Annotated in this window: 22 protein-coding genes; 5 read left to right on the top strand and 17 right to left on the bottom strand. The window is 59.7% G+C overall.

From position 1 onward, the window contains the following. The 16 genes from dnaE to rpsB form a co-directional block, all read right to left on the bottom strand. Positions 1–3,522 carry a DNA polymerase III subunit alpha gene (gene dnaE / locus V6M90_RS15445; RefSeq protein ID WP_003172286.1) on the bottom strand — a complete coding sequence of 1,174 codons (3,522 nt, stop codon included), beginning with the start codon at positions 3,520–3,522 and terminating at the stop codon, positions 1–3. Between the two features lie 76 nt (positions 3,523–3,598). Beyond that, positions 3,599–4,231: a ribonuclease HII gene (gene rnhB, locus V6M90_RS15440; protein ID WP_003172285.1), complete on the bottom strand. Its 633-nt coding sequence runs from the start codon at positions 4,229–4,231 to the stop codon at positions 3,599–3,601. Then, positions 4,228–5,367: a lipid-A-disaccharide synthase gene (lpxB, locus tag V6M90_RS15435; RefSeq protein WP_003172284.1), complete on the bottom strand. Its 1,140-nt coding sequence runs from the start codon at positions 5,365–5,367 to the stop codon at positions 4,228–4,230. Before lpxB ends, rnhB begins: the two co-directional genes overlap by 4 nt. Positions 5,368–5,369: 2 nt before the next feature. Then, complete coding sequence (gene lpxA, locus V6M90_RS15430) at positions 5,370–6,146, bottom strand: acyl-ACP--UDP-N-acetylglucosamine O-acyltransferase (protein ID WP_003172282.1); 777 nt, start codon at positions 6,144–6,146, stop codon at positions 5,370–5,372. Next, positions 6,143–6,583: a 3-hydroxyacyl-ACP dehydratase FabZ gene (gene fabZ / locus V6M90_RS15425; protein ID WP_003172281.1), complete on the bottom strand. Its 441-nt coding sequence runs from the start codon at positions 6,581–6,583 to the stop codon at positions 6,143–6,145. The genes lpxA and fabZ overlap by 4 nt, the downstream gene beginning before the upstream one ends. A gap of 111 nt (positions 6,584–6,694) precedes the next feature. Then, the gene (gene lpxD, locus V6M90_RS15420; protein ID WP_141064268.1) at positions 6,695–7,750 is read right to left on the bottom strand and encodes a UDP-3-O-(3-hydroxymyristoyl)glucosamine N-acyltransferase; all 1,056 of its coding nucleotides are present in this window, start codon (positions 7,748–7,750) and stop codon (positions 6,695–6,697) included. Between the two features lie 3 nt (positions 7,751–7,753). After that, entirely contained in the window at positions 7,754–8,257 is a 504-nt protein-coding gene (locus V6M90_RS15415) for an OmpH family outer membrane protein (protein WP_003172279.1), read from the bottom strand. A 46-nt stretch (positions 8,258–8,303) separates the two neighbouring features. Continuing rightward, positions 8,304–10,691, bottom strand: coding sequence for an outer membrane protein assembly factor BamA (gene bamA / locus V6M90_RS15410; RefSeq protein ID WP_003172278.1), 2,388 nt, complete (start codon positions 10,689–10,691; stop codon positions 8,304–8,306). A 74-nt stretch (positions 10,692–10,765) separates the two neighbouring features. Next, the gene (gene rseP, locus V6M90_RS15405; RefSeq protein ID WP_141064269.1) at positions 10,766–12,118 is read right to left on the bottom strand and encodes a sigma E protease regulator RseP; all 1,353 of its coding nucleotides are present in this window, start codon (positions 12,116–12,118) and stop codon (positions 10,766–10,768) included. Between the two features lie 51 nt (positions 12,119–12,169). Continuing rightward, the gene (ispC, locus tag V6M90_RS15400; protein WP_003172276.1) at positions 12,170–13,360 is read right to left on the bottom strand and encodes a 1-deoxy-D-xylulose-5-phosphate reductoisomerase; all 1,191 of its coding nucleotides are present in this window, start codon (positions 13,358–13,360) and stop codon (positions 12,170–12,172) included. Further along, complete coding sequence (locus V6M90_RS15395; protein WP_003172275.1) at positions 13,357–14,166, bottom strand: phosphatidate cytidylyltransferase; 810 nt, start codon at positions 14,164–14,166, stop codon at positions 13,357–13,359. The genes ispC and V6M90_RS15395 overlap by 4 nt, the downstream gene beginning before the upstream one ends. Then, on the bottom strand, positions 14,167–14,922 hold the full coding sequence (gene uppS / locus V6M90_RS15390; protein WP_003172274.1) for a polyprenyl diphosphate synthase: 756 nt from the start codon (positions 14,920–14,922) through the stop codon (positions 14,167–14,169). It abuts the gene before it with no gap. A gap of 17 nt (positions 14,923–14,939) precedes the next feature. Beyond that, positions 14,940–15,497: a ribosome recycling factor gene (gene frr, locus V6M90_RS15385; RefSeq protein WP_003172273.1), complete on the bottom strand. Its 558-nt coding sequence runs from the start codon at positions 15,495–15,497 to the stop codon at positions 14,940–14,942. Next, positions 15,494–16,237 carry a UMP kinase gene (gene pyrH, locus V6M90_RS15380; RefSeq protein ID WP_003172271.1) on the bottom strand — a complete coding sequence of 248 codons (744 nt, stop codon included), beginning with the start codon at positions 16,235–16,237 and terminating at the stop codon, positions 15,494–15,496. Before pyrH ends, frr begins: the two co-directional genes overlap by 4 nt. Before the next feature lie 209 nt (positions 16,238–16,446). Beyond that, positions 16,447–17,310, bottom strand: a complete 864-nt coding sequence (tsf, locus tag V6M90_RS15375; RefSeq protein WP_003172264.1) for a translation elongation factor Ts — start codon at positions 17,308–17,310, stop codon at positions 16,447–16,449. 192 nt (positions 17,311–17,502) lie between these two features. After that, positions 17,503–18,240 carry a 30S ribosomal protein S2 gene (gene rpsB / locus V6M90_RS15370; protein ID WP_003172263.1) on the bottom strand — a complete coding sequence of 246 codons (738 nt, stop codon included), beginning with the start codon at positions 18,238–18,240 and terminating at the stop codon, positions 17,503–17,505. A 387-nt stretch (positions 18,241–18,627) separates the two neighbouring features. On the opposite strand from rpsB, the gene map reads away from it, so the two are divergent. The 3 genes from map (at position 18,628) to dapC (ending at position 23,449) form a co-directional block, all read left to right on the top strand. Continuing rightward, positions 18,628–19,410 (top strand): type I methionyl aminopeptidase, encoded by a 783-nt coding sequence (map, locus tag V6M90_RS15365; protein ID WP_003172262.1) that lies wholly within the window; start codon positions 18,628–18,630, stop codon positions 19,408–19,410. A 65-nt stretch (positions 19,411–19,475) separates the two neighbouring features. Continuing rightward, complete coding sequence (locus tag V6M90_RS15360) at positions 19,476–22,178, top strand: [protein-PII] uridylyltransferase (protein ID WP_003172261.1); 2,703 nt, start codon at positions 19,476–19,478, stop codon at positions 22,176–22,178. 71 nt (positions 22,179–22,249) lie between these two features. After that, entirely contained in the window at positions 22,250–23,449 is a 1,200-nt protein-coding gene (gene dapC, locus V6M90_RS15355; RefSeq protein ID WP_305428620.1) for a succinyldiaminopimelate transaminase, read from the top strand. Positions 23,450–23,458: 9 nt separating this feature from the next. Here dapC and V6M90_RS15350 read toward each other — a convergent pair whose 3' ends face one another. Next, positions 23,459–25,102: a Na+/H+ antiporter gene (locus V6M90_RS15350; protein ID WP_332846742.1), complete on the bottom strand. Its 1,644-nt coding sequence runs from the start codon at positions 25,100–25,102 to the stop codon at positions 23,459–23,461. Between the two features lie 214 nt (positions 25,103–25,316). On the opposite strand from V6M90_RS15350, the gene V6M90_RS15345 reads away from it, so the two are divergent. Further along, positions 25,317–25,679 (top strand): ArsC family reductase, encoded by a 363-nt coding sequence (locus V6M90_RS15345; protein ID WP_003172256.1) that lies wholly within the window; start codon positions 25,317–25,319, stop codon positions 25,677–25,679. Between the two features lie 34 nt (positions 25,680–25,713). Further along, positions 25,714–26,748, top strand: a complete 1,035-nt coding sequence (gene dapD / locus V6M90_RS15340; RefSeq protein WP_003172255.1) for a 2,3,4,5-tetrahydropyridine-2,6-dicarboxylate N-succinyltransferase — start codon at positions 25,714–25,716, stop codon at positions 26,746–26,748. Positions 26,749–26,792: the final 44 nt, after the last annotated feature.

Raw genomic sequence — 26,792 nt, 5'->3', positions numbered from 1 at the left:
TCAACGGTATTGGAGGAAGACGTTGTCACGGCCGAACTGGTCACGCAATGCTTGAATCAAGCCATCCGCCGGATCAATTCGCCAGGTCTCGCCGAACTGCAACATCGCCTTGGCGTCGTTGCCGGTGTACTCCATGGTCACCGGGCACGCACCACGGTGCCGCTTGAGCAGGTCACCCAACCAGCGTAGCTGATCGCCCTTGAGCGCTTCGGTTTTCACCTTCAAGCGCAGGCTCTCGGCGAGGTTGGTGCGCGCATCTTCCATGCTCATCACCCGCTTGATGCGCAGGCGCAGGCCGCCGGAGAAGTCATCATTACTGACCTCGCCTTCCACCACCACCATGGCATCGGTCTGCAACAGCGACTGCGCCGAGTGGAAAGCGTCGGCAAACAGCGACGCCTCGATGCGGCCCGAACGGTCGTCAAGGGTGATGAAACCCATCTTGTCGCCCTTTTTGTTCTTCATCACCCGCAAGGCGATGATCATGCCGGCGACGGTCTGGGTGTCGCGCGCAGGTTTGAGGTCGATGATGCGCTGACGGGCGAAACGGCGAATCTCGCCTTCGTACTCGTCAATCGGGTGCCCGGTGAGGTACAGGCCCAAGGTGTCTTTCTCACCCTTGAGACGCTCCTTGAGGGTCAGATCCTTAGCCTTGCGATGGTTGGCGTACACATCCGCGTCTTCCTCGACGAATAGCCCGCCAAACAGGTCGGCGTGACCGCTGTCATGGGTGCGGGCGGTTTGTTCGGCGGCCTTGATCGCCTCTTCCATGGCGGTGAGCAGCACCGCGCGGTTGCGGTCGATATTCGCTTGATACGCCTTTGGCTCGTCATGGAAATACGGGCCAAGACGGTCCAGCGCGCCGCTGCGGATCAAGCCATCGAGGGTTCGCTTGTTGATGCGCTTGAGGTCAACCCGTGCGCAGAAGTCGAACAGGTCCTTGAACGGGCCGTCCTGACGCGCTTCGGTGATCGCTTCCACCGGGCCTTCGCCCACGCCCTTGATCGCGCCCAGGCCATAGATGATGCGACCTTCGTCGTTCACCGTGAACTTGAACTCCGAGGCGTTCACGTCCGGCGCGTCGAGGCGCAGTTTCATGGTGCGCACTTCTTCGATCAAGGTCACGACCTTGTCGGTGTTGTGCATATCCGCCGAGAGTACCGCCGCCATGAACGGCGCCGGGTAGTGGGCCTTCAGCCAGGCGGTCTGGTACGACACCAGGCCGTAGGCGGCGGAGTGGGATTTGTTGAAGCCGTAACCGGCGAATTTCTCTACCAGGTCGAAAATGTTACCGGCCAGGTCGGCGTCGATATTGTTGGTGGCGCACCCTTCAATGAAACCGCCGCGCTGCTTGGCCATTTCTTCGGGTTTCTTCTTACCCATGGCTCGACGCAGCATGTCCGCGCCGCCGAGGGTATAACCCGCCATTACCTGGGCGATCTGCATCACCTGTTCCTGATACAGGATGATGCCGTAGGTCGGCGCCAGTACCGGCTTGAGGCCTTCGTACTGGTAATCGGAGTGCGGGTACGCCAGTTCGGCGCGGCCGTGCTTACGGTTGATAAAGTCATCAACCATGCCTGATTGCAGCGGGCCCGGACGGAACAGGGCCACCAGTGCGATCAAGTCTTCCAGGCAGTCGGGCTTGAGCTTTTTGATCAGCTCCTTCATGCCGCGCGACTCAAGCTGGAACACCGCCGTGGTTTCGGCCTTTTGCAGCAGGCTGTAGGTCGGTTTGTCGTCCAGCGGGATAAACGCGATATCCAGCGGTGCCTCGCCAACCTTGGCGCGGTCGCGGTTGATGGTCTTGAGCGCCCAGTCGATGATCGTCAGGGTCCGCAGGCCCAGGAAGTCGAACTTCACCAGGCCGGCCGCCTCCACATCGTCCTTGTCGAACTGGGTGACCAGGCCGTCGCCTTCTTCATCGCAATAGATCGGCGAGAAGTCAGTGAGCTTGGTCGGCGCGATCACCACGCCACCGGCGTGTTTACCGACGTTACGCACCACGCCTTCGAGCTTGCGCGCCATTTCCCAGATTTCGGCGGCTTCCTCATCGACCTTGATGAAATCGCGCAGGATTTCTTCCTGCTCGTAGGCCTTTTCGAGAGTCATGCCGACTTCGAACGGGATCATCTTCGACAGGCGATCCGCCAGGCCGTAGGACTTGCCCTGCACCCGCGCCACGTCGCGGATTACTGCTTTTGCGGCCATGGAACCGAAAGTGATGATCTGGCTGACCGCGTTGCGACCATATTTCTCGGCCACGTATTCGATCACACGGTCGCGACCGTCCATGCAGAAGTCGACGTCAAAGTCGGGCATGGAGACCCGTTCCGGGTTCAGGAACCGTTCGAACAGCAGGTCATATTCCAGCGGGTCGAGGTCGGTGATCTTCTGCACATAGGCCACCAGCGAGCCGGCACCCGACCCACGGCCCGGGCCAACCGGTACACCGTTGCTTTTGGCCCACTGGATAAAGTCCATGACGATCAGGAAGTAACCGGGGAAGCCCATCTGGATGATGATATCCAGCTCGAAGTTCAGCCGGTCGACGTAGACCTGGCGCTTGGCCTCGTAATCTTCGGTGGTGTCCTTGGGCAACAGGACCGAGAGACGCTCTTCCAGGCCGTCAAACGACACCTTGCGGAAATACTCGTCGATGGTCATGCCATCGGGGATCGGAAAGTTGGGCAGGAAGTGTTTGCCCAGCTTCACTTCAATGTTGCAGCGCTTGGCGATCTCGACGGAGTTTTCCAGGGCCTCGGGCAGGTCACTGAACAACTCGGCCATTTCCTCGGCGCTTTTGAGGTACTGCTCTTCGCTGTAATTCTTGGAGCGACGCGGGTCATCCAGGGCACGGCCTTCACCGATGCACACGCGGGTTTCGTGGGCTTCGAAATCTTCCTTCTTGATAAAGCGCACATCGTTGGTCGCGACCAGCGGCGCACCGAGTTTGTCGGCCAGGGCGACGGCGGCGTGCAGGTGCTCTTCATCATTGGGCCGGTTGGTGCGCTGCACTTCCAGGTAGAAACGGTCGGGAAAGACCTGCATCCACTCCTTCGCAAGCACTTCGGCTTCCTGAGGGTTGCCGCCCAGCAACGCGAGACCGATCTCGCCCTCTTTGGCGGCCGACAGCATGATCAGGCCTTCGCTGGCCTCGGCAACCCATTCGCGTTCGATGATGACCGAACCGTTGCGTTGACCATCGATAAAGCCACGGGAAATCAGCTCGGTGAGGTTGCGATAGCCCACACCGTTCATCGCCAGCAGGCTGATGCGGCTCAAGGCATTATCCGGGTCTTTGTTGGACAGCCACAGGTCGGCACCGCAGATCGGCTTGATACCGGCGCCCATGGCATTCTTGTAGAACTTGACCAGGGAACACATGTTGTTCTGATCGGTCACCGCGACCGCAGGCATGTTCATGCCCACCAGGGTTTTAACCAGCGGTTTGATCCGTACCAGGCCGTCGACCAGGGAGTACTCAGTGTGCAGGCGCAGGTGAACGAATGAAGCCGGCATAGTGATCCTGTCTTTATACGTGGAAACAACAAGGCCCGGATTGTACCGGGCCTTGGCAAAAACATCAGCCTCGCGACTAAACCTCGCTGAGGTTCTCGCGCAGCTCATAAGCCTGGCGCACCGGGGCAAAGGAGCGCCGGTGGATAGGCGTGGGGCCAAGGCGGGCCAGGGCTTCCAGATGAACGGGCGTCGGGTAGCCTTTGTGGCCGCCGATGCCGTAGCCGGGGTAGATCAACTCGAATGCGGCCATTTCACGGTCACGGCTGACCTTGGCCAGAATCGATGCGGCCGCGATGGCTGGAACCTTGCTATCACCCTTGACCACCGCCTCGGATGGCATGGCCAGTTTCGGGCAACGGTTGCCGTCGATCATCGCCATTTTTGGCGTGATATGCAGGCCTTCCACGGCGCGCTGCATGGCGAGCATGGTGGCGTGGAGGATATTCAATTGGTCGATTTCTTCGACTTCGGCCCGGGCGATGTGCCAGCTCAGGGCTTTTTCACAGATCTCGTCGTAGAGCTTTTCGCGGCGCGCTTCGGTGAGTTTTTTCGAGTCGTTGAGGCCGAGGATCGGACGGTTCGGGTCGAGGATCACCGCCGCTGTAACGACCGCGCCGCACAAAGGCCCGCGCCCGACTTCATCAACACCGGCCACCAGTTCGTGAGCTTGGGCAACCAGGCTGAAATCCAGGCCCATTTGCGTCTTCATAAGGCTTCCTGTTTGTTGCCGATCAAGGTCAACACGGCGTCCGCCGCCTGATTCGAGGCATCACGGCGCAAGGTGCGATGAATCTCGTCAAATCCACGGGTCTGCTCTTCACCGCCGTCGATCAACGGGAGCAGGGTCTGTGCAAGGGCGTCTGGCGTTGCATCGTCCTGTAACAACTCCGGCACCAACAGGCGCTGAGCCAGCAAATTGGGCAGGGAGATGTACGGGCTCTTGACCATGCGCTTGAGGATCCAGAACGTCAATGGCGCCAGGCGATAGGCCACGACCATCGGACGCTTGTACAGCAACGCCTCCAGGGTCGCGGTGCCGGAGGCGATCAGCACCGCATCACAGGCCGCCAGGGCCAGGTGCGACTGGCCATCGAGCAGCGTCAACGGCAGGTTGCGCCCTTCCAGCAACGTTTCGATCTGCGCGCGGCGTTGCGGGCTGGCGCAGGGCAGCACAAAACGCACCCCCGGCTTCAGGGCCTGCAGGCGCTCGGCAGCATCAAAAAACACGCTGGCCAAACGGCCGACTTCGCCACCGCGACTGCCCGGCATCAATGCGACGAGCGGACCGTCGGGCAAGCCCAGCTCGGCACGCGCCGCTGCGCGGTCTGCCTGCAAAGGTATGGTGTCGGCCAACGTATGCCCGACAAACCGCACCGGCACGCCCTTCTCTTCGTAGAATCGGGCCTCGAAGGGCAGCAACGTCAGCATCAGGTCACAGCCTTCGCGGATCTTCAGCACACGCTTCTGCCGCCAGGCCCACACAGAGGGGCTAACGTAGTGCACGGTCTTGATCCCGGCCTGACGCAACTTGAGTTCGATATTAAGGGTGAAGTCCGGCGCGTCGATTCCGATAAAGACGTCGGGCTTTTCTTCGATCAGCGTCTGGATCAGCAGCTTGCGCCGAGCCAGCAATTCACGCAGGCGACCCAGCACCTCCACCAGGCCCATGACCGACAGGCGCTCCATGGGGAAGTAGGAGGTGAGACCTTGCGCCTGCATCAATGGCCCACCGACACCGATGAATTCCACTGCCGGATGCTGAACCTTGATGGCGCGCATAAGACCCGCGCCGAGAATATCTCCGGAAGCTTCCCCGGCCACCAGCGCAATACGCAAACTGCCCATGATCAGCGGGTGATGCCGCGAGTCGACGCCTGGATCGAGTCACGGAACACCGCGACTTCCGGGAACAACGCCGCCGACTCGGTCAGCTGGGCCAATGCCTGGTCCACCGTCAGCCCCTGGCGGTACACCACTTTGTAGGCACGGCGCAGCGCATGAATGGCGTCTTCGCTGAACCCGCGACGGCGCATGCCCTCGAAGTTCATGCTGCGAGCCTCAGCAGGGTTGCCGAACACCGTCACAAACGCTGGAACGTCCTTGCCGATGGCGGTACCCATGCCGGAAAAGCTGTGGGCGCCGATATGGCAGTACTGATGCACCAGGGTGAAACCGGACAGGATCGCCCAATCATCAACGTGCACATGACCAGCCAACGCAGTGTTGTTGACCAGGATGCAGTGGTTGCCGATCACGCTGTCATGGCCGATATGGGCATAAGCCATTACCAGGTTGTGATCGCCCAGGGTGGTTTCGGCACGATCCTGCACCGTGCCACGGTGAATGGTCACGCCTTCACGAATGATGTTGTGGTCACCGATTACCAGACGTGTTTCTTCACCCTTGTACTTCATGTCCGGGGTGTCTTCGCCTACCGACGAGAACTGGTAGATACGATTGTGTTTGCCAATACGGGTCGGACCTTTGAGGATCACGTGCGGCCCGATGACAGTCCCCTCGCCGATTTCCACACCTGCGCCGATGATCGACCAAGGGCCGACCTCAACGTCGGCGGCCAGTACGGCCGACGGATCGATGATTGCGCGAGGGTCAATCAAACTCATAGTTTGCGTTCCGCGCAGATGATCTCGGCGGAGCATACAGGCTTGCCATCCACCGAGGCCTGGCACTCGAACTTCCAGATCTGGCGCTTGCAGCTGATGAACTTGGCTTCCAGGATCAACTGGTCACCTGGGGTAACCGGGTTGCGAAAACGCAATTTGTCCGAGCCTACGAAATAGTAAAGCGTGCCATCGGCAGGCTTGAGGTCGAGCATTTTGAAACCAAGGATACCGGCAGCCTGGGCCATTGCTTCGATGATCAATACGCCCGGCATGATTGGATGCGCAGGGAAGTGACCATTAAAGAACGGTTCGTTGATGCTGACATTCTTGTAGGCACGAATGCGCTTTTCCTCGACATTGAGGTCCACTACACGATCCACCAGCAGGAACGGGTAACGGTGAGGCAGGTATTCGCGAATCTCGTTGATGTCCATCATTTCGGGGGGAAGCCTGTAATAAAGATTGGGGGCGGGCGACTAAACGCACGCCCCGCTAGCAAATCAAGGAGGCAAGTCTAGCGGCTGTGCGCACTTGATATGGAAATGGTATCAGCCTTCTGATGAAGCATTACCGCCAGGGGTCACGTCCCCAACACGCTTTTCCAGCTGTTTGAGACGTCTAGCCATGTCGTCGAGCTGCCTCAAACGCGCTGCGCTTTTACGCCATTCAGCCGCAGGCTGCATGGCGGTACCGGAAGAGTAGGCCCCAGGCTCGGTAATCGAGTGAGTGACCATGGTCATGCCGGTGATGAATACGTTGTCGCAAATGTCGATATGCCCCACCAGCCCTACGCCACCGGCGAGCATGCAGTGCTTGCCGATTTTGGTGCTGCCGGAAATCCCCACGCACGCCGCCATGGCGGTGTGATCGCCAATCTGAACGTTGTGGGCGATCTGGATCTGGTTGTCGAGCTTCACACCGTTACCGATCACCGTATCGGCCAAGGCCCCGCGATCGACAGCCGTGTTGACACCAATTTCCACGTCGTCGCCGATCAATACACCGCCGACCTGGGCAATCTTGTGCCAGACACCTTTGGCATTGGCAAAGCCAAAGCCCTCGCCACCGATCACCGCACCGGATTGAATCACCACACGCTCACCGATACGCACATCGTGGTAAAGGGTCACGCGAGGGGCCAACCAGCCATCCGCACCGATTTCGCAGCGCGCACCAATAAAACAATGCGCACCAACCGTTACACCTGCCGCAATGCGCGCGCCACTCTCGATCACCGCAAACGCGCCAATGCTCGCCGCAGGGTCAACGTGAGCATCGTCAGCGATCACCGCCGATGGATGAATACCGCCGGCGGCCTTGGGTTTCGGATCAAACAGGTGCGACACCCGCGCGTACGCCAGATAGGGGTCAGCCACCACCAGCGCATCCCCGGCAAACCCTTCAGCGTCAGCGGCCTTCAGCAATACAGCTGCAGCGTGGCTGTCGGTGAGGTATTTACGGTATTGAGGATTTGCAAGGAAGCTCAACTGAGCTGGGCCAGCCTCCTGCAAGGTGGCTAGCCCAGTAATTTCCTTCTCCGGGGAGCCACGCAAGGCAGCCCCCAGGAACTCGGCCAACTCGCCGAGCTTGATAGTCGCGGTCATGGCTTACTTCAGCTGGTTCATGCGCTCGATCACCTGACGGGTGATGTCGTATTGAGGCTTGACGTCGATCACTGCGCCACGCTCGAACACCAGGTCAAAGGCGCCTTTCTTGATCACTTCTTCCACGGCGCTGTCGAGCTTAGGCTTGAGCTGCTTGAGCATTTCGCGGTCGGCAACAGCCTTGGCTTCGTTCAGCTCCTTGGACTGGAACTGGTAGTCACGGGCCTTTTGCTTGAATTCAAGTTCCAGACGCTCGCGCTCGCCTTGCTGCATTTTGTCACCACCGGCTACCAGACGATCCTGGATGCCCTTGGCGCTGCTTTCCAGAGTCTTGAGCTTGGTCAGTTGCGGACCGAATTTTTTCTCGGCGTCCACGGCGTATTTCTTGGCCGCGTCGGACTCCAGCAGTGCCATCTGATAGTTCAGGACGGCGATTTTCATTTCGGCGAAGGCCGGGGTGGTTACCAGCACGGTGGCCAGCAGAACCAATTGAGTCAACTTACGCACAATGCAACTCCTACAGAATCCGTTGTCGTTATCTTGGGTCAGACGCTTAGAACGTCTGGCCGAGGGAGAATTGGAAAATCTGGGTTTCAGCGTTATCCGGTTTCTTGATCGGCATGGCCAGAGCAAAGCTCAACGGGCCCAGCGCAGTCACCCAGGTCACACCCACGCCCACGGAGCTCGCCAGGTTGCTGAGGCTCACGTCGTTGCACTGGGTCTTGGACTTCACGCCACTTGGGTTGGTGATCTGGTCGCACTTGGAGTCGAACACGTTACCCACATCCCAGAAGACCGAAGTCCGCAGGGAGCGCTGATCTTTCACGAATGGCAGCGGGAACAGGATTTCCGCCCCGCCCTGGATCAACACGTTACCACCGAACGGCAGCGGGTCGTTGTCGGAGTCAGGGTTAGTGCCCTGGTTACCGGTCACAGCAGCACCACGGCTCGGCGTACCACGCGGACCGAGAGTGCTGTCCTTGAAGCCACGTACCGAGTTGAAACCACCCGCGTAGTAGTTCTCATAGAACGGCAGGCCATTGGTCGAACCATAACCGTCGCCATAGCCCAGCTCCGTGTGCAAGCGCATGGTGTAGTTATCGCTCAGCGGCTGGAACAACTGGCCACGGTAGTCCAGCTTGAAGAACGACAGGTCACTGCCCGGCGTGGTGACTTCCGCAGTAAGGCTCTGGGAATGACCACGGGTTGCCAGTACGCCTTTGTTCAGGGTCGACTCGGACCAGCCGGCGGACGCCTTGAAGTTCAGGAACTTGTCACCTTCGCGACGGGTAAAGTCGAAGATCTCATCCACGGTGTACACACCGGTCTTGATCTCATCCTGTTGCGCGGTCAGGCCGAACGTCAGACGCGACGTCTCGCTGATTGGGTAGCCAACGCTGACACCCGCACCGAGGCTGTCGATCGCATAGCTTGCAACGTCGACATCAAGGTCTTTGTAGTCGGTGGTGCGGTAGAAGGCGTTGTAGCCCAGGCTCACACCGTCAGCAGTCCAGTAGGGGTCGGTATAACCGAAGTTATAGCGGCTCTGGTATTCGCTTCGGGTCAGGCCGATGGACACACGGTTACCGGTACCGAGGAAGTTGTTCTGGGTAATGGAGCCACCCAGGATCAGGCCGGCGCTCTGTGCAAAACCAACGCTGGCGGTGATCGAACCGGAGGCTTGTTCCTCTACCGCGTAGTTCACGTCGACCTGGTCATCCACACCCGGTACGGCCGGGGTTTCGACGTTGACTTCCTTGAAGAAGCCCAGGCGCTCCAGACGAGTCTTGGACTGGTCGATCAGGTAGGTCGAGGCCCAGCCACCTTCCATCTGGCGCATTTCACGACGCAGCACTTCGTCCTCGGACTTGGTGTTGCCACGGAAGTTGATACGGTTTACGTAGGCACGCTTGCCTGGGTCAACCACGAAGGTGATGTCCACGGTGTGGTCTTCATCGTGCGGCGTCGGTACGCCGTTGACGTTGGCGAAGGTATAGCCTTCGTTACCCAGGCGACGGGTGATCAGTTCGGACGTGGTGGTCATCAGCTTGCGCGAGAACACCTGGTCTTTCTGCACCAGCAACAGGGACTTGACCTGGTCTTCAGGCACTTTCAGGTCGCCACTGAGTTTTACGTCGCGAACCTTGTACTTCTCGCCTTCGTTGACGTTGACGGTGATGTAGACGTGCTTCTTGTCCGGGGTGATGGACACCTGGGTCGAAGCGATATCCATGTTGATATAGCCACGGTCCAGGTAGTACGAGCGCAGGCGCTCCAGGTCACCGGAGAGTTTTTCACGAGCGTACTTGTCGTCGTTCTTGAAGAACGACAGCCAGTTGGTGGTCTTGAGCTCGAACAGGTCGATCAGGTCTTCATCAGCAAACTTGGTGTTGCCCACCACGTTGATGTGCTGAATGGCCGCTACGGTGCCTTCGTTGATGTTGACCTTGAGGCCGACACGGTTACGCGGCTGCGGGACCACTTCGGTCTCCACGGTCGCGGAGTAGCGACCCTGGGCAACGTACTGGCGCTGCAGTTCGTTACGAACACCTTCAAGGGTGGCGCGCTGGAAGATCTCGCCCTCCGCAAGGCCGGATTGCTTGAGGCCCTTCATCAGGTCTTCAGTCGAGATCGCCTTGTTGCCTTCGATCTCGATACTGGCGACGGAAGGTCGCTCGACGACGGTGATGACAAGGACGTTGCCTTCGCGACCCAGTTGGATGTCTTGAAAGAAACCGGTTTTGAACAGCGCACGAGTGGATTCCACCAGGCGACGGTCGTCAGCCTGTTCCCCGACGTTCAACGGCAAGGCACCAAAGACGCTACCCGCGGAAACCCGCTGGAGGCCGTTGACGCGAATATCGGAGATGGTGAAGGACTCGGCGTGAACTTCGGCGATCATCAATACGGTGAGAACCGCAGTTAGCAGCAGACGTTTCATGAAGTCCTTTCTTATTCCAACTGGCAATAAACAAACTGCCGCAAAATGCGGCAGATTCGCAATTCAGCGAAGCGTTACAGTCGACCCAGATCGTTGACCAGGGCTAATAACATCACCCCAACCACCAAACTGATACCGATCTGTATCCCCCAACCCTGCACCCGATCCGACAACGGGCGACCACGCACCCACTCGACCAGATAAAACAACAGATGCCCCCCATCCAATACTGGAATGGGCAACAAATTCAGAACACCCAGGCTGATACTCAGATAAGCCAGGAAATTCAGGAAATCCGCGACACCCGACTGGGCAGAAGCGCCCGCCACTTTAGCAATGGTTATCGGTCCACTCAAGTTTTTTACCGAGAGCTCGCCGAACAACATTTTCTTGAGGGATTCGAGGGTCAGCACACTCATGGTCCAAGTGCGTTTTGCACCCTCGCCAATTGCCGCCAACGGCCCGAAACTGACCTCACGAACCATCGATGGTGGCCATTCCGGACTTTTGACCCCGGCCCCCAGGTAACCCCCGGCCGCCTTGGCTTCCCCGCGAACAGCCAGGGTCACCGGGACGTCGAGCTGAGCACCGTCACGTTCAATTTTCAACACAATTTTGGTATCAGGGCGCACACGCACCAGATCGACCACTTGCTGCCAGTCACCCAGCGTCTGGCCATCCAAGGTCAGCAGGCGATCGCCGGTTTTCAGACCTGCGGCCTGTGCCGGCCCCTTCGGATCCAGCTCGGCGAGGACCGGCGGCAATGCTGGGCGCCAAGGGCGAATTCCCAGAGACTTGATCGGATCAGGTTCATCGGCCCCCTTGAGCCAATGGTCGAGGGCCAGCGCGCGCGGGGTTTCGGCGCTGGAATCCTGCTCGCGCACCACGACATTGACGGTGCCGCTTTCACCCAGGCGACGCACCAACTGCAAATTGACCGCGCCCCAGCCCGTGGTGGGTTCGCCATCAATGGAAACAATTTCCTGACCCGCCACGAGGCCGGCCTTCGCGGCGATACTGTCCGCCTCGACGGCACCGATGACCGGACGCACCTGCTGGCTGCCCAGCATGGCCAGCACCCAGAAAAACAGCATCGCCAACAGAAAGTTGGCAATCGGGCCGGCGGCAACGATCGCGATACGCTGACGAACGGTCTTGCGATTGAAGGATTGGTCCAACTGATCGGCCGGCACTTCGCCTTCGCGCTCATCGAGCATTTTGACGTAGCCGCCCAACGGGATAGCCGCAATCACGAACTCGGTGCCACGACGGTCGTGCCAGCGAAGCAGCGGCATGCCGAAACCAACGGAAAAGCGCAGTACCTTGACGCCGCAACGACGCGCCACCCAGAAGTGGCCGAATTCGTGGAAGGTAACCAGCACACCCAGAGCAACCAGGGTGCCGACAATCATGTAAAGCGCACTCATCTAATTTCTCCGCATTCCAAACCACTGCCCGAAGGCTCAGACGCTCACAGACTAACGCGCGTTGCGGCCCAGCCAGTCTCTGGCCAACGCCCGAGCCTTGGTGTCCGCCTCGAATACCGCGTCCAGATCATTCACAGCCACCACGGGCTCAATGCTCAGGACGTCCTCGATGATACTCGCGATCTGCGGAAAGCGGATGCGCCGTTCGAGAAACGCCGCCACCGCCACTTCGTTGGCCGCATTGAGCATCGCCGGTGCACTGTTACCCGCCTGTGCAGCCTCTTTAGCCAAGCGCAGGCAAGGAAAACGCTGCTCGTCCGGCGCCTGGAAATCCAGGCGTGCAATGGCAAACAGGTCCAATGGTGCCACACCCGAATCAATCCGCTCCGGCCAGGCCAGCGCGTTGGCGATCGGCGTGCGCATGTCGGGATTGCCCAACTGAGCCAATACCGAACCGTCCACGTAGTCGACCAGGGAATGAATCACACTTTGTGGGTGTATCACCACCTCGACCTGGTCAGGTCGCGCATCGAACAGCCAGCACGCCTCGATCAGCTCCAGGCCCTTGTTCATCATGCTGGCCGAGTCGACCGAGATTTTGCGGCCCATGGACCAGTTAGGGTGCGCACACGCCTGATCAGGCGATACATGCTCCAACTCCGCCAGTGGGGTTTGGCGAAACGGCCCCCCGGACGCGGTCAGCAGAATTCGCCGTACGCCCACTTGGCTCAAGCCGCGCGCGAAGTCACCGGGCATGCACTGGAAGATGGCGTTGTGTTCGCTGTCGAGAGGCAACAGGACCGCGCCGCTTTTGCGCACAGCCTGCATAAACAGCGCACCGCTCATCACCAGGGCTTCTTTATTGGCCAGCAGGATTTTCTTGCCCGCATCGACGGCTGCCAGGGTCGGGCGCAGGCCGGCTGCGCCGACGATTGCAGCGACCACCGTATCCACCTCGGCGTCGGCCGACACTTGGCACAACCCCGCCTCCCCTACCAACACCCGCGTGGCAAGCCCGGCAGCCCGCAGATCGTCCTGCAGCCCCCGCGCCGCAGCCTCTTCAGGCACAACAGCAAAGCGCGGCGCATGACGCACGCACAGCGCCAGAAGCTCGCTCAGGCGGGTGAAGCCGGTCAGGGCAAACACTTGATAGCGATCAGGATGTCGAGCGATCACATCCAGGGTGCTCAGCCCTACCGAGCCGGTCGCACCCAATACCGTCACCTGTTGCAGGCGGCTCACGAAGCGGACATCCACAACAGGACGGCGAAGATTGGAATGGCAGCGGTGAGGCTATCGATACGGTCCAGCACTCCACCGTGACCCGGCAGCAGGTTGCTGCTGTCCTTGATCCCGGCCTGGCGCTTGAACATGCTTTCGGTGAGGTCACCCACGACGGAGATGAAGACGACGATGGCCGTGCCCACCAATGCCAGGAAAATTTCCTTTACCGACCAACCACGCACTACACCCACCACCAGGGTGATCAGCAAGGTCAAGGCGAGACCACCATACACGCCCTCCCAGCTTTTACCGGGACTGACCGCCGGCGCCAGCTTGCGCTTGCCGAATGCCCGACCAGAAAAGTAGGCCCCGATATCGGCGCCCCACACCAGCACCATCACGGCCATGATCAGCCAGTTGCCCATCGGTGAATTCTTGATTTCCACCAACCCTTGCCAGGCGGGTAACAGAATCAACAAACCGATCACCAACTTGCTGGCCACACTGGACCATTGCCCGCTGGTGCGCGGGTACGTCAACACCAGGCAGGTCGCAAGCGCCCACCACAACACCGCAGCGCCCAACACCCAAGGCACGACGATGCTCGACAGGGTATACATCAGGAACAGCAACACAGCCACGACCGCGGCATACGCTATGCGCGGCAACTGCGCAGCAAAACCGGCAAGACGCGCCCATTCCCAGGCACCCAGGGTGACAACCAGGCCGATAAACAGCGCAAAGCCGGAACCCTCGAGCAGGAAAAACCCACACAAGGCAATCGGCAACAGGATCAGTGCGGTGATGATTCGTTGTTTAAGCATTTAAACCCGGGCTCCAGCTTCGATCTGCTCGCTCGTTTTACCGAAACGACGCTGACGGGAAGCGAAATCAGCCAGCGCAGTGCGCATGGCATCGTGTTTGAAGTCCGGCCAGAACAGGTCGGAGAAGTACAGCTCGGTGTAGGCCAGCTGCCACAAGAGAAAATTGCTGATGCGATGTTCGCCGCCGGTACGGATACATAAGTCCGGCAACGGCAGGTCGCCGGTTACCAGACAGGTCTGCAACAGTTCGGGCGTGATGTCGTCAGGGCGCAGATGACCGGCCTGCACTTCGCGGGCCAGGCGCTGCGCAGCCTGGGCGATATCCCACTGGCCGCCGTAGTTGGCCGCGATCTGCAACACAAAACGGTCGGCGCCGGCCGTAATGGCCTCGGCTTCACGCATGGCCGCCTGCAACTCCGGATGGAACCGCGAGCGATCACCGATGATGCGCAGACTGATCTTGTTGTCGTTCAGGCGCTTGGCCTCGCGACGCAGCGCCTTGAAGAACAGATCCATCAAGGCCGTGACTTCGTCGGCCGGTCGTTGCCAGTTCTCACTGGAGAACGCAAACAGGGTCAGCACCTCGACCTTGGCCTCGGCGCACACCTCGATCACCGCCCGTACCGCATCGACACCCGCTTTATGCCCGGCGACACCCGGCATAAAGCGTTTTTTCGCCCAGCGATTATTCCCATCCATGATGATCGCGACATGGCGCGGCACCACTGAGGGCACAGTCTGCTTGGTCTTGTCCATGAAGGTGTCCTGACTCCTTATACGGCCATCAGGTCCTTTTCTTTTTCTTCCGTGGCCTTGGTGATCTGGGCCTCGGCGTCCTTGGTCAGCTTATCGATATCGGCCACGGCACGACGCTCTTCGTCCTCACTGATTTCCTTGTCCTTGACCAGCTTCTTCAGGTCACCCAATGCATCGCGACGGATGTTACGCACGGCAACACGCGCATCTTCCGCTGCACTGCGCGCCTGCTTGGTGAAGCCCTTGCGGGTTTCTTCGGTCAAGGCCGGCATGGAAATCAGCAGCAATTCGCCCAGGTTGGTCGGATTGAGGTTCAAGCCGGCGCTCTGAATGGCTTTGTCGACAGCGGCGAGCATGTTGCGCTCAAAGGCCACGACCTGCAGGGTGCGCGAATCCTTAACGGTCACGTTGGCCACGCCGCTCAGTGGAGTGTCGGTGCCGTAGTAAGGCACCATCACGCTGCCCAGGATGCTTGGGTGCGCCTTGCCGGTACGAATCTGGCCGAATGCGTGGCTCAGAGACTCCAGGGATTTCTGCATACGCGCTTGGGCGTCTTTCTTGATGTCATTGATCATTGTTGGCCTTCCTCGATCAGAGTCCCTTCCGCGCCGCCATGTACGATATTCAGCAGGGCGCCGGGCTTGTTCATGTTAAATACGCGCAGCGGCATCTTGTGGTCGCGGCACAGGCAAATAGCCGTCAGGTCCATGACCCCCAGCTTGCGATCCAGCACTTCATCGTAAGTCAGATGATCGAACTTCTCGGCATGCGGGTCTTTGAATGGGTCTGCGGTGTACACACCATCCACCTTGGTCGCCTTGAGCACCACGTCGGCATCGATTTCGATGGCACGCAGGCACGCGGCGGAGTCAGTGGTGAAGAACGGGTTGCCGGTGCCGGCGGCGAAGATCACCACCTCTTTGGCGTTCAAGTGGCGCATGGCTTTGCGGCGATCATAGTGATCGGTCACGCCGACCATGGAAATAGCCGACATCACGATAGCCGAGATATTGGCACGCTCCAGGGCGTCGCGCATCGCCAAAGCGTTCATCACAGTGGCCAGCATGCCCATGTGGTCGCCGGTGACCCGATCCATGCCGGCCGCACTCAGTGCCGCGCCGCGGAACAGGTTGCCGCCACCGATCACCAGGCCGACTTGTACGCCGATACCGACCAACTGGCCGACTTCCAGCGCCATGCGGTCGAGCACCTTGGGATCGATCCCGAACTCTTCCGAGCCCATCAGAGCCTCGCCGCTGAGCTTGAGTAGAATGCGTTTATAGCGAGCCTGATAACCACTGCCCTGCTGAGCCATTGCGAATCTCTCCTGCGGCGTATTTTAAAAATTCTTGGCGAGCCGTTTACGGCTTGCGTTCACTCTAGCTGGACGCTATCACAGCGCCATCGGAACACGGCTTTGTAAGCCAGTTCCGAAGGGAATCCAAATAAAATCGGCCTTCCCATTTGAAAAGAGGCTGCGCGCGTGAGCGGGCAGCCTCTTTCGGGCGACAGTTGAAAACCGTCTTATTGCTTGGCGGCAGCCAGCTGGGCAGCAACTTCTTCAGCGAAGTTGTCGACCGGCTTCTCGATGCCGTCGCCTACTTTGAAGTAGGTGAAGGAAACGATTTCAGCACCGGCTTTCTTGGCCAGCTCGCCAACCTTGATTTCAGGGTTCTTGACGAACGCCTGCTCAACCAGGCTTGCTTCGGCCAGGAACTTGCTGATACGGCCCTTGACCATGTTCTCAACAATGTTTTCTGGCTTGCCTTTGATTTTTTCTTCGTTCAGCTGCAGGAACACCGCTTTTTCACGCTCGATGGCTTCGGCAGAAACTTCCGAAGGCAGCAGGAACTCAGGGTTGCTGGCCGCTACGTGCATAGCGATGTCCTTGGCCAGTTCAACGTTGCCGCCTTTCAGGACAACTGCAACACCGATCTTGTTGCCGTGCAGGTAACCACCCACCACATCACCTTCAACGCGTACCAGGCGACGGATGTTGACGTTTTCGCCAACCTTGCCGACCAGTACCAGGCGATCAGCTTCTTGAGCGGCGATCAGCGGAGCGGCGTCAGTCAGTTTGTCGGCGAACGCTTTTTCAACGCTGGCAGCAACAAATGCCTTGAAGTCGTCCTGCAGAGCCAGGAAGTCGGTCTGGGAGTTCACTTCCAGCAGAACAGCAGATTTGCCGTCTTCTTTCAGAGCGATAGCGCCTTCAGCAGCCACGTTGCCTGCTTTCTTGGCAGCCTTGATGGCGCCGGAAGCACGCATGTCATCAATGGCTTTTTCGATGTCGCCGTCAGCCTTTTCCAGGGCTTTCTTGCAATCCATCATGCCTTCGCCGGTACGCTCACGCAGTTCTTTAACCAACGCTGCAGTAATTGCTGCCATTTTCAAATTCCTCTTGGATAGGTTTTCAACCATTCCACCCGATCGAACGGGGGATCAATTCTTCCCGAATCTCCGTTGTAGGCTGCTGCACGTTACAGATGATGTAGCTGCGCTGCCGACAAACGGTTTTCGAGGTGGCAAAAAGGGGGCCAAGCCCCCTTTTTGCTTACTGAGTCAACGCCAGGGCGTCAATTACTCAGCGGCGGCTACCGGAGCTTCTTCAGCGAACTGCTCGGTACCACCAGCAACGTGGTTGCGACCACGGATTACAGCGTCAGCCATCGAACCCATGTACAGCTGGATAGCGCGGATTGCGTCATCGTTGCCTGGGATGATGTAGTCAACGCCTTCCGGGCTGCTGTTGGTATCGACTACGCCGATAACAGGGATGCCCAGCTTGTTGGCTTCGGTGATCGCGATGCGCTCGTGATCAACGTCGATAACGAACAGTGCGTCAGGCAGACCGCCCATGTCCTTGATACCACCCAGGGAACGATCGAGCTTTTCCAGGTCACGGGAGCGCATCAGCGCTTCTTTCTTGGTCAGCTTGGCGAAAGTACCGTCTTCGGCTTGCACTTCAAGGTCACGCAGACGCTTGATGGAAGCACGGATGGTTTTGAAGTTGGTCAGCATGCCGCCCAACCAGCGGTGATCGACGTACGGCGAACCGCAACGTGCTGCTTCTTCAGCAACGATCTTGCCAGCGGAACGCTTGGTGCCGACGAACAGAATCTTGTTTTTGCCCTGGGCCAGGCGCTCTACGAAAGTCAGAGCTTCGTTGAACATTGGCAGGGTTTTTTCAAGGTTGATAATGTGGATCTTGTTACGCGCGCCGAAAATGTATTTACCCATTTTCGGGTTCCAGTAACGGGTCTGGTGACCGAAGTGCACACCGGCCTTCAGCATATCGCGCATGTTGACTTGGGACATGATAGTTCCTTAATAAGTCGGGTTTGGCCTCCACGTATCCCAATGACCAACCAGCGGCATCAAGGCCTCCGGCACCCAGGTCATCGTGTCGACACGTGTGTGGATTTAAGCTTTTCGGGGCATCCCCGGAAAGCGGCGCATTTTATACCACACGAAGGGCGAAAACGAAACACGCAATCACATCTGACGTGCGCGACCTCTACGCAACCCTTTGAATAGAGCGGATTTAACCCCACCCTATAGAGAGAAGCGATCGTCAGGGGCTCATGGTTTACCGTCCGCGTCTGGTAGAATCGCGTTTTTTGTGGCTTGTGCGAATTCCGCAGCCTTTTTTCGCACGCCCGTAAACCGTATTGATTTCAGCGCGTCGCGCTAGAGAGAGCCTGTATGACCGTTAGTTTGAAAACCGCCGAAGACATCGCCGGCATGCGCATTGCCGGCAAACTGGCTGCCGACGTGCTGGAAATGATCGCCGAACACGTCAAGCCCGGCGTCACCACCGAAGAACTGAACCAGATCTGCCACGACTACATCGTCAACGTGCAGAAGGCTATCCCTGCCCCGCTCAACTACAAGGGCTTCCCCAAGTCGATCTGCACCTCGGTCAACCACGTGGTCTGCCACGGCATTCCGGGCGACAAGCCGTTGAAGGATGGCGACACCCTGAACATCGACGTCACCGTGATCAAGGACCGCTACTTCGGCGACACCAGCCGCATGTTCCACGTCGGCAACGTGCCGGTCTGGGCCGAGCGCCTGTCCCAGGTGACCCAGGAGTGCATGTACAAGGCCATCGAGATCGTCAAACCCGGCTGCCGCCTGGGCGATATCGGCGAAGTGATCCAGAAGCACGCCGAAAAGAACGGTTTCTCGGTGGTGCGCGATTTCTGCGGCCACGGCATCGGCACCGTATTCCACGAAGAACCACAGATTCTGCACTATGGCCGCGCCGGCACCGGCATGGAACTCAAGGCAGGCATGACCTTTACCATCGAGCCGATGATCAACCAGGGCAAGGCCGACACCAAGGTGCTGGGCGACGGCTGGACCGCCATCACCAAGGACCGCAAGCTCTCGGCTCAATGGGAACACACCCTGTTGGTCACCGAGACCGGCTACGAGATCTTCACCCTGCGCGCCGATGACACGATCCCTCGCGTTTCAGCCTGACGGATTGCCCAGGTTTTCCCGCAGCGTGTTGTGACTGACTGATAGATAGAAAGGAAAGCCGATCGATGCCCCAGGTGGATCCCGAACTCTTCGACCGTGGCCAGTTCCAGGCCGAACTGGCCCTGAAGGCGAGCCCCATCGCCGCTTTCAAGAAGGCCATCCGCCAAGCCCGCGAGGTGCTCGATGAGCGCTTTCGCAGTGGCCGGGACATTCGCCGGCTGATCGAAGACCGTGCCTGGTTCGTCGACAACATCCTGCAAAAGGCCTGGGAACAGTTCAGTTGGAGCGAAGACGCCGATATCGCCCTGGTTGCGGTCGGCGGCTACGGCCGGGGCGAACTGCACCCCTATTCCGACATCGACCTGCTGATCCTGCTGGACAGCGCCGATCATGAGATCTTTCGCGATTCCATCGAGCGCTTTCTGACGCTGCTGTGGGACATCGGCCTGGAAGTCGGCCAGAGCGTGCGCTCGGTCGATGAATGCGCCGAAGAAGCCCGCGCCGACTTGACGGTCGTCACCAACCTGATGGAAAGCCGCACCATCTGCGGCCCCGAACGCCTGCGCCAGCGCATGATCGAGGTCACCAGCACAGCGCACATGTGGCCCAGCAAGGATTTCTTCCTGGCCAAGCGCGCCGAGCAGAAGACCCGGCATCACAAATACAACGACACCGAATACAACCTGGAACCCAACGTCAAAGGCTCGCCGGGCGGGCTGCGCGACATCCAGACGATTTTGTGGGTCGCCCGTCGCCAGTACGGCACCCTGAACCTGCGCGCCCTGGCCGGCGAAGGCTTTTTGGTGGAGAGCGAAAACGCCTTGCTGGCCTCGTCCCAGGAATTCCTGTGGAAGGTGCGCTACGCCCTGCACATGCTCGCCGGGCGCTCCGAAGACCGCCTGCTGTTCGATCATCAGCGCTCCATCGCGACCCTGCTGGGTTTCGAAAGCGAGGACGCCAAGACCAGCATCGAAAGCTTCATGCAGCAGTACTACCGAGTGGTCATGAGCATCGCCCAGCTCAGCGACCTGATCATCCAGCACTTCGAAGAAGTGATCCTGGCCCCCGAAGACGAAGCGCCGCCGCAGCCGATCAATGCGCGCTTCCAGCTGCACGACGGCTATATCGAGGCGCGCAACGACAACGTGTTCCGCCGCACCCCGTTCGCCATGCTGGAAATCTTCGTGTTGATGGCCCAGCAGCCGGAAATCAAAGGCGTGCGCGCCGACACTATTCGCCTGCTGCGGGAAAACCGTCACCTGATCGACGATGATTTTCGCAACGATATTCGCAACACCAGCCTGTTTATCGAGCTGTTCAAGTGCAAGATCGGCATCCACCGCAACCTGCGCCGCATGAACCGCTACGGCATCCTCGGGCGTTATCTGCCGGAATTCGGCTTTATCGTCGGGCAGATGCAGCACGACCTGTTCCACATTTATACGGTGGACGCGCATACGCTGAACCTGATCAAACATCTGCGTAAGCTGCAATACACCCAGGTGTCGGAGAAATTTCCGCTGGCCAGTAAGCTGATGGCCAAGCTGCCCAAGCCGGAGCTGATCTACCTGGCCGGCCTGTACCACGACATCGGCAAGGGCCGGCATGGCGACCACTCGGAAGTCGGTGCGGTCGACGCCGAAGCGTTCTGCCAGCGCCACCAGTTGCCGCAGTGGGACAGCCGCCTGATCGTCTGGCTGGTGCAGAACCACCTGGTCATGTCGACCACCGCCCAGCGCAAGGACTTGTCCGACCCGCAGGTGATCCACGACTTCGCGCAGATCGTCGGCAACGAAACCCGCCTCGACTACCTGTACGTGCTGACCGTCTCCGACATCAACGCCACCAACCCGACGCTGTGGAACTCGTGGCGCGCCAGCCTCTTGCGCCAGCTGTATACCGAGACCAAGCGCGCCCTGCGTCGCGGCCTGGAAAACCCGGTGGACCGCGAAGAGCAGATCCGCCGCACCCAAAGCGCGGCGCTGGATATTCTGGTGCGCGGCGGCAACGACCCGGACGACGTCGAGCAATTGTGGTCGCAGCTGGGTGACGATTACTTCCTGCGTCACACCGCCGGCGATGTGGCCTGGCACACTGATGCAATCCTGCAACAGCCGGCCGATGGCGGCCCGCTGGTGTTGATCAAGGAAACCACCCAGCGCGAGTTCGAGGGCGGCACGCAGATCTTCATCTATGCACCCGACCAGCACGACTTCTTCGCCGTGACGGTGGCAGCCATGGACCAGCTCAACCTGAACATCCATGACGCTCGGGTCATTACGTCCAGCAGCCAGTTCACCCTCGACACTTACATTGTGCTCGACACCGAAGGCGAGTCCATCGGCGACAACCCGGCGCGGGTGAAAAAGATCCGCGAAGGCCTCACCGAAGCGCTGCGCAACCCGGATGACTACCCGACCATCATCCAGCGCCGGGTGCCGCGCCAGCTCAAGCACTTTGCCTTTGCGCCCCAGGTGACCATTTCCAACGATGCACAGCGCCCGGTCACGGTGCTGGAACTCAGCGCCCCGGACCGTCCAGGCTTGCTGGCGCGCATTGGCGGGATCTTCCTGGAGTTCGATCTGTCGTTGCAGAATGCCAAGATTGCAACCTTGGGCGAACGGGTGGAAGACGTGTTCTTCATCACCGATGCCGATAACCAGCCGCTGTCCGACCCGGAGCTGTGCCTGCGCCTGCAGGAAGCGATCGTGCAACAGTTGAGCGTGACCCAGGAACCCGGCGTTGAGCTGACGCGCCTGACTATTTGAATACCCGGTTTGTGAGCTCTTCTACACCCAGCAGACCGCATGCTTTCTAGCGAATTTGAACGAGACTTTCGATGAACAACGCCCTGAACCAGTTGCAGCCCTACCCGTTCGAGAAACTGCGTGCCCTGCTCGGCAGCGTCACACCCAACCCGGACAAGCGCCCGATTGCGCTGTCCATCGGCGAGCCCAAGCACACGTCGCCAACCTTCGTGGCCGAGACACTGAGCAGCAACCTCGACCAGATGGCGGTGTACCCCACCACCCTGGGCATCCCGGCCCTGCGCGAAGCTATCGGTGCCTGGTGCGAACGCCGCTTCAACGTGCCCAAGGGCTGGCTGGACCCGGCGCGCAACATCCTGCCGGTCAATGGCACCCGTGAAGCGCTGTTCGCCTTCACCCAGACCGTGGTCAACCGTGACGACGATGCACTGGTAGTCAGCCCGAACCCCTTCTACCAAATCTATGAAGGCGCCGCGTTCCTGGCCGGGGCCAAGCCGCACTACCTGCCGTGCCTGGACGAAAACGGCTTCAACCCGGATTTCGATGCGGTTTCGCCGGACATCTGGAAACGCTGCCAGATCCTGTTCCTGTGCTCCCCTGGCAACCCGACCGGCGCACTGATCCCGGTCGAGACCCTGAAAAAACTCATCGCCCTGGCCGACGAATACGATTTCGTCATCGCCGCCGACGAGTGCTACAGCGAACTGTACTTCGATGAACAAACCCCGCCACCGGGCCTGCTGAGCGCCTGCGTCGAACTGGGTCGCCAGGACTTCAAGCGTTGCGTGGTGTTCCACAGCCTGTCCAAGCGCTCCAACCTCCCGGGGCTGCGCTCCGGGTTCGTGGCCGGCGACGCGGACATTCTCAAGGCCTTCCTGCTATACCGCACCTACCACGGCTGTGCGATGCCGGTGCAAACCCAGCTGGCGAGCATTGCCGCGTGGCAGGATGAAGCTCACGTACAGGCCAACCGCGACCTGTACCGCGAGAAATTCGACGCCGTGCTGGCAATCCTCAAGCCGGTGCTGGATGTGCAACACCCCGACGGCGGGTTCTACCTGTGGCCAAATGTGAACGGCGACGATACCGCCTTTTGCCGCGACTTGTTCGTGGAAGAGCACGTGACCGTCGTGCCGGGCTCGTACCTGTCGCGCGAGGTGGATGGCGCTAACCCGGGGGCCGGTCGCGTGCGCCTGGCGCTGGTTGCGCCGCTGGCCGAGTGCGTCGAAGCGGCTGAGCGGATTCGGGACTTTATTCAGCGTCGCCGGTAAGCAACCGGGTCATTTCAGTGGCCCCAGGTTCGCCTCACTCATATCCAGCTCCGCCAGCACCTCCCGCAAAACGTCATCACCGATCTGGTGATGACGGCTCAAGCTATATAGCTCCAACCGTTGCGCGCGCAGGGCCTTCAGCCGCAGTTTTCGCTCAAGCAGGTCCATCTGCCGCGCCAGTGCCTGGGCTTCGGCCGAATCGTTGAACACCTCCAACTGATGACGATACTCCGACATCAGCCGCGCCTTGAGTTCGGTCGCCAATGCCGCCTGGGCGGCGTCGGACATTTCCGATTCAGCCGGTTCTTCGACCTCCAGCGCGTGAATCGCTGCCACGGCGGTCTTTTTCCACGCCTCGCGCACTTCGTTATGGCGCTTTTCATCGGGGCTCTTTTCGAGACCGCGCAGTAACAACGGCAAGGCAATGCAGGCGCAGACCAGTGAAAGCAGGATCACGCCGGCCGCAATAAAGATCAGCAGATCGCGCTCAGGAAAGTCTTTGCCAGGCGCCAGCAACAAAGGCACCGACATCACACCCGCCAATGTCACCGCACCGCGCACCCCGCCGACCGTCAAGAGCCAACAGGATCGGGCGGTAGGTACCAGCGTCAGCTCACTTTTCCCACGCAGGCGACGCAACAATCCCGACAGCCTCCAGATACTCTGTACCCAGATAAACCGCAGCACCACCAGTACCAGGAAGATCGCGACCACCTCCAGGCAGCGATAGAAAAGCGTTGGCCAAAGCGTCGGTTCATGGCTCACCACAGCCTTGATAATGTCCGGCAATTGCAGGCCCAGCAGCAGGAAGATCAAGCCATTGAAGGCAAACTCCAACAACGACCACACACTGCGATTGAGCAGGCGCGTACTGGTCTGGCGTGGCAGCAGGTCGAGCCAGCTCTGCATCATCCCAGCAGCGACCGCCGACAAAATCCCCGAGGCACCCAAACGCTCAGCCAACACATAGGCAGCAAACGGCAGCAGTAACATGAACACCACATGGGTCGCCGGGTCGTCCCAACCGCGCGCGATCATCCAGGCGCGCAAGCGGCCGACCAGCCAGCTCAACGCCACACCGACCGCCAGGCCACCCACCGCCACCAGCACGAAGGTCAGGCTCGCATCCGCCAGGGAAAACACCCCGGTCAACGCCGCGACCAAGGCGAACTTGAACGTCACCAGGCCCGACGCGTCATTCATCAACGCTTCGCCCTGGAGCATGTGCATCAGCGGGGTGGGCAAACGGTTCTGGGAAATGGCCGACACCGCCACGGCATCCGTCGGCGACAACACGGCGGCCAACGCGAAAGCCACCGGCAAGGGGATCGTCGGCAACAGCCAATGGATGAAGTAACCGGCCCCCACCACGGTAAACAGCACCAGCCCCACCGCCAACGTCAGGATCGGGCCTCTGAGTCGCCACAACTCGCGCTTGGGCATGCGCCATCCGTCGGAGAACAGCAACGGCGGCAGGAACAGAAACAGAAACAACTCCGGGTCCAGCGCCACATGCAGCCCAAGCGTGGGCCAGGCCAGCAGCGCGCCGGCGGCAATCTGCACCAGCGGCAACGGAAGCGCAATCACACGCCCAACCAGACGCGAAACGCTGACCAGCATCAGCAGGATAAGAACGGTATAGGCGGTTTGCATAACGCGGGGTTCTCGGACAATCGACTTGCAAAGACACACATCAGGCAACAACTGGTCGTTGAAGTGCCATATTACCGAGCCATATTACCCGGCGATGCCATGCGGTGGCTTTTGCACAAAAGTCGCACGGCGCAGGACGAGCGGCACCCAAAGCCGCTGGTCGTGGCATAATCCGTAACCTTTAGTTTTCATCCGTCCAAAAGGGGGCAATTCCTTGACCGCTTCAAGCAAAACCTTGCACCTTTTCGGCATAAAAGCCTGCGACACCATGAAAAAGGCGCGCACCTGGCTCGATGAGCACGCGGTGAACTATGAGTTCCATGACTACAAAACGGCCGGTATCGACCGCGAACACTTGACCCAATGGTGCAACGAGCACGGTTGGCAGGTGGTTTTGAACCGTGCGGGCACCACCTTTCGCAAACTCGAAGACGAACGCAAAGCCGATCTCGATCAGTCGAAAGCCATTGAATTGATGCTCGCACAACCTTCGATGATCAAGCGCCCGGTGCTTGATCTCGGTGACAGAACCCTGATTGGCTTCAAGCCAGATACTTATTCGGCGGCCCTCAAGTAGGCCAGCCCTTCCCCATTTTTGTAGAGGTAACAGCATGTCCCATTCCCTGTTCAGCCTGGGCTTCGGCGTCGGCACTCAGAACCGCCAAGGTGCTTGGCTGGAAGTGTTTTACGCACAACCGTTGCTCAACCCGCCGGCTGAAATCGTCGCGGCTATCGCACCTATCCTGGGTTACACCGAAGGCAACCAGGCCATCACCTTCACCGTGACTCAGGCGCTGCAAATGGCCGATGCGCTCAAAGGCGTCGACGCAGCCCAGGCCGCCCTGCTGAGCCGCCTGGCCGAAAGCCACACGCCGCTGGTCGCCACCCTGCTGGCCGAAGACGCCGCGCTGACCTCCACGCCCGAGGCCTACCTCAAGCTGCACCTGCTGTCGCATCGCCTGGTCAAGCCGCACGGCCTGAGCCTGGCCGGTGTGTTCCCGCAGTTGCCGAACGTGGCCTGGACCAGCCAGGGCGCGATCGACATCAATGAACTGGCCGAACGCCAGCTGGAAGCACGCCTGCGTGGCGACCTGCTGGAAGTGTTTTCGGTGGACAAGTTCCCGAAAATGACCGACTACGTGGTGCCGGCCGGCGTGCGTATCGCTGATGCCGCCCGTCTGCGCCTGGGCGCCTATGTGGGCGAAGGCACCACCGTGATGCACGAAGGTTTCGTCAATTTCAACGCTGGCACCGAAGGCCCGGGCATGATCGAAGGTCGTGTATCGGCGGGCGTATTCGTCGGCAAGGGCTCGGACCTGGGCGGCGGTTGCTCCACCATGGGCACCCTGTCGGGCGGCGGCAACATCGTGATCAAGGTCGGCGAAGGCTGCCTGATCGGCGCCAACGCCGGTATCGGTATTCCGCTGGGCGACCGCAACACCGTGGAGTCGGGCCTGTACGTCACCGCCGGCACCAAGGTCGCACTGCTGGACGAGAAGAACCAACTGGTCAAGGTGGTCAAGGCGCGTGAACTGGCCGGCCAGCCGGACCTGCTGTTCCGCCGCAACTCCGAGACCGGTGCCGTGGAATGCAAAACCCACAAATCGGCCATCGAACTGAACGAAGCGCTGCACGCTCACAACTAAGCAGCCACTCGATGCCACTAACGGGCCGCGCCTTCAGGGGACGG

The organism is Pseudomonas lactucae, assembly GCF_036688725.1.
GTDB lineage: Bacteria > Pseudomonadota > Gammaproteobacteria > Pseudomonadales > Pseudomonadaceae > Aquipseudomonas > Aquipseudomonas lactucae.
Note: the sequence above shows the minus strand (reverse complement) of the source record. Positions and strands in the feature narration are given on the sequence as shown.

Excerpts from the sequence above, each read along its gene's own strand:
- V6M90_RS15360 (WP_003172261.1), top strand. The coding sequence starts at position 19,476 with ATGCCCCAGGTGGATCCCGAACTCTTCGACCGTGGCCAGTTCCAGGCC.
- bamA (WP_003172278.1), bottom strand. The coding sequence starts at position 10,691 with ATGAAACGTCTGCTGCTAACTGCGGTTCTCACCGTATTGATGATCGCC.
- map (WP_003172262.1), top strand. The coding sequence starts at position 18,628 with ATGACCGTTAGTTTGAAAACCGCCGAAGACATCGCCGGCATGCGCATT.
- lpxA (WP_003172282.1), bottom strand. The coding sequence starts at position 6,146 with ATGAGTTTGATTGACCCTCGCGCAATCATCGATCCGTCGGCCGTACTG.
- V6M90_RS15350 (WP_332846742.1), bottom strand. The coding sequence starts at position 25,102 with ATGCAAACCGCCTATACCGTTCTTATCCTGCTGATGCTGGTCAGCGTT.
- fabZ (WP_003172281.1), bottom strand. The coding sequence starts at position 6,583 with ATGATGGACATCAACGAGATTCGCGAATACCTGCCTCACCGTTACCCG.
- frr (WP_003172273.1), bottom strand. The coding sequence starts at position 15,497 with ATGATCAATGACATCAAGAAAGACGCCCAAGCGCGTATGCAGAAATCC.
- lpxD (WP_141064268.1), bottom strand. The coding sequence starts at position 7,750 with ATGACCGCGACTATCAAGCTCGGCGAGTTGGCCGAGTTCCTGGGGGCT.
- V6M90_RS15395 (WP_003172275.1), bottom strand. The coding sequence starts at position 14,166 with ATGCTTAAACAACGAATCATCACCGCACTGATCCTGTTGCCGATTGCC.
- lpxB (WP_003172284.1), bottom strand. The coding sequence starts at position 5,367 with ATGGGCAGTTTGCGTATTGCGCTGGTGGCCGGGGAAGCTTCCGGAGAT.
- dnaE (WP_003172286.1), bottom strand. The coding sequence starts at position 3,522 with ATGCCGGCTTCATTCGTTCACCTGCGCCTGCACACTGAGTACTCCCTG.
- pyrH (WP_003172271.1), bottom strand. The coding sequence starts at position 16,237 with ATGGCTCAGCAGGGCAGTGGTTATCAGGCTCGCTATAAACGCATTCTA.
- dapD (WP_003172255.1), top strand. The coding sequence starts at position 25,714 with ATGTCCCATTCCCTGTTCAGCCTGGGCTTCGGCGTCGGCACTCAGAAC.
- dapC (WP_305428620.1), top strand. The coding sequence starts at position 22,250 with ATGAACAACGCCCTGAACCAGTTGCAGCCCTACCCGTTCGAGAAACTG.
- rnhB (WP_003172285.1), bottom strand. The coding sequence starts at position 4,231 with ATGAAGACGCAAATGGGCCTGGATTTCAGCCTGGTTGCCCAAGCTCAC.
- uppS (WP_003172274.1), bottom strand. The coding sequence starts at position 14,922 with ATGGACAAGACCAAGCAGACTGTGCCCTCAGTGGTGCCGCGCCATGTC.
- tsf (WP_003172264.1), bottom strand. The coding sequence starts at position 17,310 with ATGGCAGCAATTACTGCAGCGTTGGTTAAAGAACTGCGTGAGCGTACC.
- rpsB (WP_003172263.1), bottom strand. The coding sequence starts at position 18,240 with ATGTCCCAAGTCAACATGCGCGATATGCTGAAGGCCGGTGTGCACTTC.
- rseP (WP_141064269.1), bottom strand. The coding sequence starts at position 12,118 with ATGAGTGCGCTTTACATGATTGTCGGCACCCTGGTTGCTCTGGGTGTG.